This window comes from Microvirga sp. 3-52, assembly GCF_018383585.1.
Lineage (GTDB): Bacteria > Pseudomonadota > Alphaproteobacteria > Rhizobiales > Beijerinckiaceae > Microvirga.
The window spans coordinates 210,526-222,869 of record NZ_JAHAMK010000002.1 but is presented as its reverse complement, the minus strand read 5'-3'; the positions used below and the strand labels follow the sequence as shown (position 1 = coordinate 222,869).

Annotated in this window: 11 protein-coding genes; 3 read left to right on the top strand and 8 right to left on the bottom strand. The window is 63.1% G+C overall.

The genetic code is table 11. The features are described 5' to 3' along the window. Nucleotides 1–12: 12 nt before the first annotated feature. The 7 genes from KHP60_RS03020 to xylB form a co-directional block, all read right to left on the bottom strand. Nucleotides 13–963: a carbohydrate kinase gene (locus KHP60_RS03020; protein WP_213562086.1), complete on the bottom strand. Its 951-nt coding sequence runs from the start codon at nt 961–963 to the stop codon at nt 13–15. 16 nt (nt 964–979) lie between these two features. Then, nucleotides 980–2,581: a ribulokinase gene (locus tag KHP60_RS03015; protein ID WP_213562085.1), complete on the bottom strand. Its 1,602-nt coding sequence runs from the start codon at nt 2,579–2,581 to the stop codon at nt 980–982. Between the two features lie 48 nt (nt 2,582–2,629). After that, complete coding sequence (locus KHP60_RS03010) at nt 2,630–3,325, bottom strand: L-ribulose-5-phosphate 4-epimerase (protein WP_283770667.1); 696 nt, start codon at nt 3,323–3,325, stop codon at nt 2,630–2,632. Nucleotides 3,326–3,403: 78 nt separating this feature from the next. Further along, complete coding sequence (locus tag KHP60_RS03005; protein ID WP_213562084.1) at nt 3,404–4,339, bottom strand: ABC transporter substrate-binding protein; 936 nt, start codon at nt 4,337–4,339, stop codon at nt 3,404–3,406. A gap of 118 nt (nt 4,340–4,457) precedes the next feature. Next, entirely contained in the window at nt 4,458–5,489 is a 1,032-nt protein-coding gene (locus tag KHP60_RS03000; protein ID WP_213562083.1) for an ABC transporter permease subunit, read from the bottom strand. After that, nucleotides 5,486–7,015, bottom strand: a complete 1,530-nt coding sequence (locus KHP60_RS02995; protein ID WP_213562082.1) for a sugar ABC transporter ATP-binding protein — start codon at nt 7,013–7,015, stop codon at nt 5,486–5,488. The genes KHP60_RS03000 and KHP60_RS02995 overlap by 4 nt, the downstream gene beginning before the upstream one ends. A gap of 267 nt (nt 7,016–7,282) precedes the next feature. Next, a complete protein-coding gene (gene xylB, locus KHP60_RS02990; protein WP_213562081.1) occupies nt 7,283–8,752 on the bottom strand; it encodes a xylulokinase in 1,470 nt (489 codons plus the stop codon). A gap of 182 nt (nt 8,753–8,934) precedes the next feature. Between xylB and KHP60_RS02985 the strand changes: the two genes are divergently transcribed. The 3 genes from KHP60_RS02985 to KHP60_RS02975 all read left to right on the top strand — a co-directional run bounded on the left by KHP60_RS02985 (nt 8,935) and on the right by KHP60_RS02975 (nt 11,139). Continuing rightward, complete coding sequence (locus KHP60_RS02985) at nt 8,935–9,651, top strand: sigma-70 family RNA polymerase sigma factor (RefSeq protein WP_213562080.1); 717 nt, start codon at nt 8,935–8,937, stop codon at nt 9,649–9,651. A 172-nt stretch (nt 9,652–9,823) separates the two neighbouring features. Further along, complete coding sequence (locus KHP60_RS02980) at nt 9,824–10,600, top strand: TSUP family transporter (RefSeq protein WP_213562079.1); 777 nt, start codon at nt 9,824–9,826, stop codon at nt 10,598–10,600. 107 nt (nt 10,601–10,707) lie between these two features. Then, nucleotides 10,708–11,139, top strand: a complete 432-nt coding sequence (locus KHP60_RS02975) for a hypothetical protein (protein WP_213562078.1) — start codon at nt 10,708–10,710, stop codon at nt 11,137–11,139. A gap of 24 nt (nt 11,140–11,163) precedes the next feature. Here KHP60_RS02975 and KHP60_RS02970 read toward each other — a convergent pair whose 3' ends face one another. Continuing rightward, entirely contained in the window at nt 11,164–12,333 is a 1,170-nt protein-coding gene (locus KHP60_RS02970) for an RtcB family protein (protein ID WP_249688451.1), read from the bottom strand. Nucleotides 12,334–12,344 lie beyond the last annotated feature (11 nt).

Below are 12,344 nucleotides of genomic sequence, written 5' to 3'. Positions count from 1 at the left end.
TTTCCGCTTCGGTCAGGCGCGCGCCGCCATAAACTGCTCAACCTCATTCCATGAGGGTGGATTGGCGCCGCGGCGGGTGCAGACGATGGCAGCAGCGGCTGCCGCGAAATCGAGAGCTGCCGTGACGTGCTTCTCGGTCAATTCGGTGATCCCTTCGGGCGAGAGCAGGTTGTTGGCATCGAGCCAGGAGAGAAGACCGGCATGGAACGTGTCGCCCGCGCCGACCGTATCCACCACCTCGATCCGGGGCGCTGGGCGCTCCAGGATCCGATCGCCAAAGGCCGCCAGCGGACCCTTCTCGCCGCGGGTGACGATGACGAGCTTCGGGCCCCCTCGGAGCCAGCCGCGGGCGGCCGATGCGAGATCGTGGGTAGCGTAGAGCAGCTCGATGTCCTCGTCGCTCGCCTTTACGACGTCGGCATAGGCAAGGAGGCCCTCGAAGCGCGCGCGATAGGCCTTCAGATCGCCGACAACGCGCGGTCGGACGTTGGGATCGAGCGAGATCACGCGGGATCCCGCCTCGCGGCGGAGCAGGGTTTCGATAGCGCTCGCGATGGGCTCCACTCCAAGCGCGTAGGATCCGGCGGCAATGGCCGTCACATCAGCCGGCAATTGGGCCGGGAGCGCCTCCGGCGTAAGGGCACGGTCGGCACTGTTTGGCGCATAGAAGGAGTACTGCGGCTGCCCCGAAGCGCTCGTCGCGACCACGCTCAATGTGGTGTAGTTCGGGCAGCGCTTGAGATAGGCAGGGCTCACGCCGGATTCGGCGAGCTTTTGCGCCAGGAAGGTGCCGAAAACGTCGTCCGATAGGGTGGACAGGAAGGCCGAGGAGCGCCCGAGACGGCCGATTCCGATGGCGACATTGAAGGGTGAGCCGCCGGCCACGGCTTCGGCCGGAAAGCCTGCCGGGTTCGATTCTCCGATAAAGAGGTCGATCAGGGCTTCACCACAGACCAGGATCATCAAAAGCCTCTCAAAATCATTCGGGCATAGCATCGGGCGGAACGGGCTCCGAGGGAAGAGCCGAGATCCGTTTGAGGTCGCGCAATATATGATCCAGGGAGACGGGTCCAGAGACGCCCCCGAAGCCGAAATAGAGCGTCCTGTAATGGGCGAAGAGCTGCTCATAAACCGCGTGCGCCGCAGGATCCGGCTCGAAGGTGCGGAAGGGCAGACAGATCGCTCCTTGCGCGCTGTCTAGATCCGGATGAGACCCGGCGGCGAGGCTCGCGAAGATGCTGGAGCCGAGGCCCGTGGGGATGCCGCTGGGGACCAGCACCGGACGGCCGAGCACATTGGCGTAAACCTGATTCAGCACCGTGTTGTGCTGCGGGATCCCGCCCGCATTGATGACCCGCTCGACCGGCACGCCCCCTTCGGCCATGCGCTCCAGAATGATCCGCGTGTGTAATGCGGTGCCTTCGATGGCGGCGAACAGCTCGTCCTGTGCCGTGTGCAACAGGTTCCAGCCGAGCGTGATGCCGCCGAGATCCGCCTTGACCAGAACGGTGCGGTCGCCGTTGTCCCAGGTCAGGCGCAGGAGGCCCGTCTGGCCGGCGCGATAATGCTCCAAGCCTTTGGAGAGTTCTTTCACGTTGGTGTTGGAGCGGCGCGCGATCGCCTCGAAGATGTCGCCCGTGGCCGACAGCCCGGCCTCGATGCCCACGAGCTTGGGATCGACGCTGCCGGGCACGACACCGCACACGCCCTGGATCAGACTGGTGTCCTCGGCCATCGCGATGATGCAGGTCGATGTGCCGACCACGTTTACCACGTCGCCGACCCGGCACCCGGCGCCGATGGCATCCCAGTGTGCGTCGAAGGCTCCGACCGGGATCGGAATGCCGGCCTTGAGGCCGAGGCGATCCGCCCAGTAGGGGGTGAGATGTCCGGCGACGACATCGGAGGTGACGTACTCGCCTGCGAGCTTCTCACGGATGCCGTCGAAGAGCGGATCGACCTTGGAGAGGAATTCCTGCGGGGGCAGACCGCCCCAGCGCGGGTTCCACATCCATTTATGCCCCATGGCGCAGATGCTGCGTTTCAAACGGTGCGGATCGGTGACGCCGGTGAGGGTCGCGGCCACCATGTCGCAATGCTCGAGAGCCGTCACGAGCCGATCGCGCTTGTCAGGGTTGTTGCGCAGCCAATGCAGCAGCTTGGAGAAGCCCCATTCATGCGAATAGATGCCGCCGCACCATCGGATCGCTTCGAGACCTTCCTGGTGGGCGAGCCGGGTGATCTCCTCGGCCTCGGATTTCGCCCGATGATCGCACCAGAGGTAATATTCGTCGAGAGGCTCAAGGCCTTCGCCCACCATGACCACGCTGGACCCGGTTGTGTCGATGGCGAGCGCCGCGATGTCCTCGCCCTCCACGCCTGCCGAATCCAGGGCACCGCGCATGGCCCGCGCCAAGGCGTCCATGTGATCGGCATGAGCCTGGGTGGCATGGTCGGGATTGTCACGCCTGCGGTGAAGCGGGTACTCCGCCGTGGCGAGGCCGAGCGGGCCCTTGCGATCATCGACGAGGGTGACCCGCACGCTCAGAGTGCCAAAATCGACACCTGCTACAACGGCCATCTGTGTCTCCCAAAAAGGGGCATATGCGGTTGAAAGAGGGCCAGGGCCTTATTTCTCGGCCTGGCCATAGGTCGCGGTCGCGCCATGCTTGCGGAAATAGTGCCGGTCGAGAAGCGCCTGAGACACGCCCTGCGCGTTCGGCTGCAGCGAAAACGTGTACATCGCCATGCGGGCCACCGCTTCGAGCACAACGGCATTGTGAACGGCGTCGTCCGGCGTCCTGCCCCAGGCGAAGGGGCCGTGCCCGGCGACCAGGGCCGCCGGCACCTCCATCGGATCGCGGTTGCCGAAGGCGTCCGTGATGGCGACGCCTGTCGCGCGAACGTAATCGTTCTTGATCTCGTCGGCGGTCAGCTCGCGGGTGATCGGGACCGGGCCGTAGAAATAGTCGGCATGGGTGGTGCCCAAGGCTGGGATCGAACGACAGGCCTGGGCCCAGGCGGTGGCGTGTTCGGAGTGCGTGTGCACCACGCCGCCGATCTCCGGGAAGGACTTGTACAGGTGGATATGGGTGTCGAGATCGGAGGAGGGGCGCAGTTCGCCCCAGACGATCTTGCCGTCGAGATCCGTGATCACGAGGTCGTCGGCCTTCATGCGTTCATAAGGCACGCCGCTCGGCTTGATGACGACGAGATTGTCCTCGCGGCTGATGCCGCTCACGTTGCCGAAGGTGTAAAGCACGAGCCCGCGGCGCACCACTTCCAGATTGGCTTCCAGAACCTGCTCGCGCAGCAGCTTCAACATCGAGGCGCCTCCTGGTGGCACATGCATGGAAAAAAGGCGGCCACAGCTCGCGCCATGGCCGCCGGAAGTCAAACGAAATCAGCGGACGGCCTGCCAGCCCTTGTAGTCCTTGATGTTGTCGGCCGTGATCAGCTTCGGCTCGAGCAGGATCACGTTCTTCTCTGGCTTCTTGCCGTTCACGATCCCGACGGCGAGCTCATAGGACTGAGCGGCCATGACGTACGGATCCTGGGAGGCCGAGGCCTTGATCAGGGAGTTGCCGGACTTCAGCTCGGTCTCGATGTCCGGAGCGCCGTCGACCGCCGTGATGATGAACTCGTTCCGGTTGAGCTGCTTGGCAGCCAGGTTGATGCCGATGGCAGTCGGATCGTTGATCGCGAAGACGGCGTCCACCTTCGGGAAGCGGGTCAGCAGGCTCTGGCCGACGGCGAAGCCGCCTTCACGGGAGCCCTTGGCGTCCTGGTTGTCCGAAAGAACCTTGATGTCCGGGAACTTGGAGAAGACGTTCTTGCAGCCCTTCACGCGGTCCGTAATCGACGAGACCTGCGGACCGTTCACGATGAGGACGTCGCCCTTACCCTTCAGGTGGTCGGCGATGTACTGGCAGGCGAGCTCGCCTGCCTTGACGTTGTCCGTCATGACCGTCACGTCCGCTCCTGCGGCCGCCACGTCGAAAGCGGCCACGACCATTCCGCCAGCCTGGGCGCGCTTGACCGACGGCTCGATGGCCTTGGGATCGACCGCGTTGATCATCACGATTTCCGTTCCGGCCGCCGTGAAATTGTCCATCTGCGTGAACTGCTTGTTCAGATCGTAATCCGCCGACACGGACGTGATCTTGGCCCCGGGAGTGATCTCCTTCGCTTTGGCCTCGATGCCCTTGATGGTGGCGACGAAGAACGGGTTGCCGAGCAGGCCGACAGAGATGCCGACGTTCTTGACGTCCTTGGCGTAGGCCGGGGCTGCCAAAACCGCAGCGAGGGCTAGGCCGAGAGAGAGACGAGACAGTGTCATAGAGGTTCCTCCAGGATCTTCATTGCAGGTGTCTTGTTGCCTCACGATGCCCAGAGCTTGTGCTTGCCACCGGGCAATCGCAGATACGAGCGCCCGAGCCGGGCGCCGGTATTTCGTGTCAGGTGCGCGCCGATCCCTTGAGGCGGTAGCGGTCGAGCGCCACGGCCCCGATGATCACGAGCCCTTTGATGATGAACTGCCAGATGTCGGAGACGCCCACCAGAATGAGGCCGTTCGTCAGAATGGCGATGATCAGAGCGCCGATCAGCGTGCCCCAGATCGACCCGATGCCGCCGACGAAGCTCGTGCCGCCCAGAATGACGGCCGCGATGGCATCGAGTTCGTAGGACTGACCGAGTTGCAGGCCGTTCGCGGCGAAGAGGCGCGCCGCCGACATGACGCCGCCGAGGCCTGCCGCGAGTCCCGAGAAGGCATACACGAACAGCAGAACGGCCCAGACCTTGATGCCGGTGAGGCGCGCGGCATCCGGATTGCCGCCGACCGCATAGATATGGACGCCCAGCACTGTCCTTCGCAGGATGAACCAGGAGATGATCACCACCGCGAAGGCAATCCACACCAGCCAGGGCAGGCCGAACAGGGTGCCATTGCCGATGAAGGCGAAGGGAAGCTGCGGATTGAACTGGGTCGTGTCGCCACCGAGCAGGCGCGCGAGGCCGCGCACGGCCGTCAACGATCCTAGAGTGACGATGAAGGGTGGCAGCTTCGCAAAGGCGATGAGCGCGCCGTTCACGAGGCCGAGGCCAAGGCCCGCCAACAGGGCGGCCGGAATGCCCAGCATGCCCCATTCAGGGATCAGGGATCCCAAGATCGCCACCATGGCGGCAGCGGCCAGGATCGAGCCTACGGACAGGTCGATGCCGCCGGTGAGGATGACGAAGGTCATCCCGGCCGCGAGCACGGTGTTGATCGAGGCCTGCTGCATCACGATCGAGAGGTTCTGGAAGCTCATGAACCGGCCCGACATGAGCTCGAACACGACGCCGAGGATGATGAGCACCGGCAGCATGCCGATCGCCTGCAGGGTTGAACGCCAGGCAAGGCGGCGCTGCAGGCTTTGAGACGCCGCATCAGCGCCCTTGGTTCCGGTTGCTTGCACAGGTGCGCTGGTCTCATTCGGGGGTGTCATTCGGCCGCTTCCCTTACGCCTGTCGCAATGGTGATGATGTTTTCCTGGGTCACGGGCGGGTGACCGGCTCCGCCGACCTCGCCGGCAAGCCTGCCCTCGCGCATCACGAGCACGCGGTCGCAGATACCGACGACCTCCGGCAGCTCGCTCGAGATGACGATCACGCCGACCCCGTTGCGGGCGAGGCTGTCGATCAATCGGTAGATCTCCGACTTCGCCCCGATGTCGACGCCTCGGGTCGGCTCGTCGAGGATGAGGACCTTGGGCTTCGTCTCGAGCAGGCGCGAGAGGAGAACCTTCTGCTGGTTTCCGCCGGACAGGCTGCCGACCAGCACGGAGTCCCCCGCCACGCGGATGCCGAGCGCCCGGATTGCCGCCGCCGCCCTCTGCTTTGCGGCTTTCAGGTTGAGGACGCCGCCCAACCGTGAATCCCGTTCCAGAACGCTGATGTTCACGTTCTCGCGCACGGTCAGATCGAGAAAGAGGCCGAGATGCTTGCGATCCTCGGTCAGATAAACCACGCCGGAATTGATCGCATCCTCAGGCCGGTGGATCGAAAGACGCTTGCCGTCGAGGAGGACCTCGCCGCTAGTACGGGGATCGGCGCCGTAGATGAGGCGGGCGAGTTCGGTGCGACCCGCTCCAACGAGGCCGGCAATACCAAGGACTTCGCCCTCATGCAGCTCGAAGGAGCAATCGTGCACGCGCACGCCGTCTCCCATGTTGCGGACGGCGAACATTACCGGCCCACGGCTCTGATGAGCGTCGTGCTCCTTCTTGTAGAAGGACGACAGGTCGCGGCCGACCATCATCTGCACGAGGCGTTCCGCAGAGATTTCGTCGCCGACAAGGGTGCCGACATAGGAGCCGTCCCGGAGCACAGAGACCCGCTCGGCCAGCTCGTAGATCTCCGCCATGCGGTGGCTGATATAGATGATGGCCAGTCCTTCGGCCCGAAGCTGCCGGACGAGCGCGAACATCGCCTCTGTCTCGCGGGAGGAGAGGGAGGTCGTGGGCTCGTCCATGACCAGAATGCGGGAATTTGCGATGAGTGCTCGGGCGATTTCCACGAGCTGCCGCTCGGCCATCGACAATTCGCTGACCTTGGTCGTGGCCTTGAAATGAACCCCGAGCCGTTCGAGAACGCTCTGGCAGGCCGTCTCCATGGAGCGCCGGTCGACCATCGGACCCGACTTGTGCTCACGCCCGAGAAGCATGTTCTCCGCCACTGTCAGGTTCGGCGCGAGGGAGAGCTCCTGATAGATGATCGAAATGCCGTGATGACGTGCCGTCAGCGGTCCGTCGATCGTGACCGGTTGGCCGTTGATACGGATCTCTCCACCCGGATCGGCCTGGTAGGCACCGGACAGGATCTTCATCAGCGTCGACTTGCCGGCGCCGTTCTCGCCCATCAAGGCATGGATTTCGCCAGGGTAGACGGTGAGGGACACGTTCGTGAGCGCCTTGACGCCAGGAAACGTCTTGGAGATGTCCTTCATTTCGAGGATCGAGGTGGATCCTGTCATGAGCGTTTCCCTAAAGGCACCTTATTGGAACGGCAGTTTTCAGCCTTGAATTCTGAAGACTCTATCATGCCAAAAGTCAGACCGGATCAGAACAGATTGTGACTGCCCTAAATGCTTCAATTCAATTGCGTTTCAATCCCTCCAATCTATTCGTGGACGACTGCCCACAACTTTTCATGTGCATCGGCTTTCATACACGGCAACATGGTTGTTACTGGTGCGATACATAGTTACAGTTAAACAGGGTGCAGCCTCAACCATTTCCATTCAGGATCGCATGAATTCTGGCTTCAGGGCGCGATACAGGCTGCGGAAGGCCTCGATCCGCGGGCCGTATAGCTCCACGAGCTGTGGCTGTGGCTCGATGGTCTCGAGAATGCTGGGTGCGGTGCACACGGCTTGCGGGGTTTCGCCGGTCGCGGCGATGCGTGCCAGTCGCGCCGCACCGAAGGCCGGTCCCTTGTCGCTGCCCTGATAACGCACCATGGGAACGTTCAGGACGCTGGCGAAGATTCTGGCCCAGAACGCGCTTCGCGAGCCGCCTCCGATCATGCCTGCATGGGTGAGAGACGTGCCCGCCTGCTGGAGGCATTGCATTGCGTCGGCGAAACTGAAGGCCACACCTTCCAGAATGGCTTGCACCAGATCCGTCTGTTGTGTCTGGGGCGAGAGCCCGAAGAACACGCCGCGCGCATAGGGATCGTTATGCGGCGTCCGCTCTCCCGCGAGATAAGGGAGGAAGAGAACGGAGGACGGCTTTCGGTAAGCGGCTTCAGTCTCGCTCAGGAGTTCGCCGATATCGCGTTTCAGAAGTTGGGCGCCCCAGGCCAGGCAGCTTGCCGCGTTCAGCATCGCCGCCATCTGGAACCAGCGGCTGGGAACCGCATGGCAGAAGGAATGCACCAGGGCTTCAGGTGCCGGGCTGAAATCCTGCGTGGTGACGAACAGCTGTCCGGAGGTGCCGAGCGAGATGAAAGCCGATCCGTCCTCAATGGCGCCGAGACCGACGGCACCGGCCGCCGCATCGCCCCCACCGCCTGCCACGACGACATCACTCCGCAGTCCCCATCGTTGAGCGATGTCGGCGCGCAGGGTGCCGGAGGGTTGCGAGCCCTCGACAAGGCTCGGCATCTGATCGCGGCTGAGGCCCGTCGCTGCCAGCGCATCGTCCGACCAATCGCGTTTGGCTTCATCCAGCCACCAGGTGCCGGCCGCGTCGGACATCTCCGTCACGATCTCGCCGGTCAGCTTGAGGCGGATGTAATCCTTCGGCAGCATCACCTTGCGCACGGCGCGAAAGACTTCCGGTTCATGCCGGGCGAGCCAGACGAGCTTCGGGGCGGTGAAGCCCGGCATCGGGATGACGCCCATGGCATGCGAAAGTTCGGGATGCCTGGTCCCGAGCTCCTGCGCCTCCCGGAAGGAGCGGCCGTCATTCCAGAGAATCGCAGGCCGAAGGGGACGATCGTTCTCGTCGAGCAGCACGGCACCGTGCATCTGTCCGGAAAGACCGATGCCGCCGATATCCGCAAGCGCGGAAGGGGCTTGGGTGCTCAGACTATCGAGTGCCGACTGCACCGCCTCCCACCAGATCTCCGGATCCTGCTCCGACCATAGGTCGTGCGGGCGGGAGACCTGCAACGGAACATCCGCTTCTGCAACCGCAGTCTGCCGCTCGTCGACGAGAATGGCTTTCACCGCCGAAGTGCCGACATCGATACCGAGATAGTGAGGCACGCCGCATGCTCCTTGAGGGTTGATGGCCTTGCTTTGGCCTTATGTTCAGACGAGCATATAGCTCAGCCCTGCCGCGTAGGCATACAGGTGATAAAATCCAGAGGCGTGGCCATGAAAAAATCTCATGGTCGAAATGTCGCTCGGATATTTAAATGGGAACGGGACGCACCAGATAGTCCAGTATGCCAGAGAATTCCGAAAACCAGTCTGAGTTCACCCGTCCCGATGCGCCTTCCTCGGCGGCTGCGCTGAGCGCTGCCGTGCGGCTCCATCTGGGAAAGCAACTGCGCGCCCTCTATGGCGATCCCACGGAGGACAAGCTTCCGCGCGATCTCGCACGGCTCGCCGATCGCGTGGCCCAGGTCATCCGCGCCCATACCGAGCCCGTCGATCAGGAGTTCGTCAACGGCGTCATGGATGCGCTGCCGAACCTGCGCGCCTTCGCGCTGTCCCTGACCGGCAAGGTCGATCAGGCCGAAGACCTGGTCCAGGACACCGTCCTCAAGGCGCTCACCAAGCAGGATACGTTCGAGTCCGGCACGAACCTGCAGGCCTGGCTCTTCACGATCCTGCGCAACGGATTCTACTCGACCCACCGCAAGACCAGCCGCGAGGTCGAGGACGGCGACGGGACCCATGCAGCCAGCATGATCGCCATCCCCGACCAGGAGGACAAGCTCGCGCTCCAGGATCTCTCGACGGCACTCGAAAAGCTGCCCCAGGAGCAGCGCGAGGCGATCATCCTCATCGGTGCCGAAGGCATGTCCTATGAGGATGCAGCGGAGGCGCTGGGTGTGAAGGTCGGGACGATCAAGAGCCGCGTCAACCGGGCCCGTAACCGCCTCGCCGAACTGATGGGCACGAGCCGCGTCGAACACGACCACTCGGCAACCGCCTGACAAATCCATTCACCGCGTGCTATGCGTCCGCCGGCCACCATGGGCAGACGCATAGCATTTTCTCGTTCCGGGGCCTTGCTGCTGCTCTCCGGCAGCAGTTGCCGACGGTCAGCGTCTGAAACGCCGTCCGAACTTCGCAGGACAACTGACTGCCCGAAGGACGTTGTGAGGCATGTCGCTTGTCGCCCTGATCGGGTTTCTCGCTCTTACGGGAATCGCCGCCTATACGCAGACCCTGACGGGCTTTGCCTTCGGTCTAATCACCATGGGTGGTGTCGGTCTCACGGGCCTGCTTTCGCTTCCCGACGCAGCCTTGATCGTGAGCGTGCTCACCTTCGTGAATGCCACTCAGATGCTCCTGAAGGGGTGGCGGGACGTCGCCTGGCGGGAGTTCCGTCTCGTGATGCTGACCAGCATCCCCATGCTCTTCGTCGGCTACTGGCTTCTTGAATGGCTCGCCGGAACGCGCGCAGATCTTCTGCGCCTCATTCTCGGTCTCGTGATCATCGTCTCGAGTCTGCAACTCGCCCGTAAGCCGGAGCCGCTCGCGCGGAAGTCCGGCGATGGTTCGTTTCTATTCTTCGGCAGCATTGCCGGTCTCATGGGCGGACTGTTCTCGACCGCCGGACCGCCGCTGGTCTATCACCTCTATCGGCAGCCGCTGTCGCTTGTGACCGTTCGCGAGACCCTGGTGACCGTCTTCGCGGTGAATGCCGTCTTCCGGACCGGATTGGTGACCTTTTCAGGCGATCTCCCTTCATGGTCCACCTTGAGTGGCCTGCTGGCAATCCCGGTCGTCATGGGTGCGACCCATGCCGCACGCCGATGGCCTCCGCCGCTTTCGCCCGCCATCATGCGCCGCATCGTGTTCATCCTGCTGTTCCTATCCGGGGTGTCACTGGGCGCTCCGGCCGTCATTCGCCTGCTTGCAGCATCCTGGCCTGCCTAAAATATCAGCGGCCGCAACACCTCCCGTTTCGAACTTTTGCACCGGTTCCAAGGTTGAGCTTGTAGCTGGTGGGTGCTCGAAACCGCTCTTCTGCCAAGGAGGGGAGCATGGAACACAGGCCTCTGTCCGAACTCAGTAGCGTCGCCGACCTGAAGATCCCTGAGGACGTCAAAGCGCCGGTCCTGTCGAAGCGGGAACGCCTGGACCGTTGGGTCGAACTCCTGGAGCGAGCGCCCGACCGCATCCTCAAGACCCTGGACGAGATCGAATGGAAACCCAAGGCGCAACGCCGGGTGCTGCGAGCCGACGGATCCGCCCTGACGGTGGCTTATTCCGATCCGGTGCTCCGGACTGCCGGACTGCTCAGCGACAGGTTCGGGGATGCCGTCGATTTCTTCGAGATTTCCGAGCACGATGCCCACATCGTTCTATGCTCGTGCCATGGCGGTGAAGCGATGCGTGCGGACGAAGCCGCCCGCCGGGTGCGGGGCATCCGGTCCCCCAGCCTTTGGGCCCTTTATTTCGGCTGGTTTCGATAAAGCTCAAGCGGCCCTGGTCTAGGATCAATCCTTGTAGGGATCGAACTCTCCAGGGCCTGCCATCGCGACAGCAAAGGGTCTGAGCGTGTGCTCGATCCCGATGGTATCCTTGTGATAGGCCAGCACGTCCTCGAGGCGCCGGTAGACCATGGGGCTCTCGTCAACGTCGCCCCCGCGCAGGAGAATGCCTTTCTCTCGCAGCCAAGCATCCATCTGGTCGCGGGTAAAGCGGGGAGGGCGGACCCATTCGCCAGCCTTATTCTTCTTGCCCTTTGCATCCATTCGACCGAAGAGGCGGCCCGCGCCGTGCACGGTCGAGTAGAGGCTGTCGGCGCTCTCCGGACCCTCGACCCCATGCAGGATGACCGCATTGTCGCCCATGGAGCCACCGACGAAACCGCGCTGCCCGGGAAAGGCAGGCGTCGCCCCCTTGCGGACGACCCAGTATTCCTTGCTGCCGTGCTTCTCCCGCCACACGAAGTTGTGGTGGTTGTGGACCATGTCCGTCACGTGTCCGCCAATGATCTGGCGCACGCGTTCGACCACCCACTCACGCCCCGCATAGGCGTAGAGCCCGCCGAGCTTCACTCCAGCGATGTAGCTCTGTCCGACCTCGCTGTCCTGATGGACGAGGGCTGGATCGACTTCCATGCCGTCCTTGGCTCCGACCAGGGCAAGGTGCTTGGTGGTGATCTTATGACCGAGGCCGCGGGAGCCGAAATGGACCCCGATCCAGACGAATCCTTCCTCGTCTTCGAATAAATCCACATAATGGTTGCCGGAGCCGACCGTCCCGAGCTGTCCCGAAGCCAGTTTCTTGAGGTCCCTAACCCCGGCTTCGTCCCAGAGGGGCGAATCGAACAACTCGTGATCGACTGCCACGGCGTTCTTCTGCCCGATCCCGAAGCTGATGGTGCGTCCGATATCGGACAGGATGCGTCCTGACTGGCCGGCGATATCCTCGTAGAGGGTATCGAGCCGAACGGCCATATTCCCGCAGGCAATGTCGAACCCGACGCCGCTGATGGATACGTGCTCCTCGTAGGCAATCACGCCCCCGATCGGGTGGGCATAGCCGAGATGCCCGTCCGCGCAGAGCACACCCTTCGCGGCGCTCCCGACCTGCATGCATCGGTCCAGCTGACGGATGGTTTTCTCATCATGCTCGCCATAGATACGGGTGTTCGTCGTCAAGAATAGTCTCC

Excerpts from the sequence above, each read along its gene's own strand:
- KHP60_RS03005 (WP_213562084.1), bottom strand. The coding sequence starts at position 4,339 with ATGACACTGTCTCGTCTCTCTCTCGGCCTAGCCCTCGCTGCGGTTTTG.
- KHP60_RS03000 (WP_213562083.1), bottom strand. The coding sequence starts at position 5,489 with ATGACACCCCCGAATGAGACCAGCGCACCTGTGCAAGCAACCGGAACC.
- KHP60_RS03015 (WP_213562085.1), bottom strand. The coding sequence starts at position 2,581 with ATGGCCGTTGTAGCAGGTGTCGATTTTGGCACTCTGAGCGTGCGGGTC.
- KHP60_RS02975 (WP_213562078.1), top strand. The coding sequence starts at position 10,708 with ATGGAACACAGGCCTCTGTCCGAACTCAGTAGCGTCGCCGACCTGAAG.
- KHP60_RS03010 (WP_283770667.1), bottom strand. The coding sequence starts at position 3,325 with ATGTTGAAGCTGCTGCGCGAGCAGGTTCTGGAAGCCAATCTGGAAGTG.
- KHP60_RS03020 (WP_213562086.1), bottom strand. The coding sequence starts at position 963 with ATGATCCTGGTCTGTGGTGAAGCCCTGATCGACCTCTTTATCGGAGAA.
- KHP60_RS02995 (WP_213562082.1), bottom strand. The coding sequence starts at position 7,015 with ATGACAGGATCCACCTCGATCCTCGAAATGAAGGACATCTCCAAGACG.
- KHP60_RS02985 (WP_213562080.1), top strand. The coding sequence starts at position 8,935 with ATGCCAGAGAATTCCGAAAACCAGTCTGAGTTCACCCGTCCCGATGCG.
- KHP60_RS02980 (WP_213562079.1), top strand. The coding sequence starts at position 9,824 with ATGTCGCTTGTCGCCCTGATCGGGTTTCTCGCTCTTACGGGAATCGCC.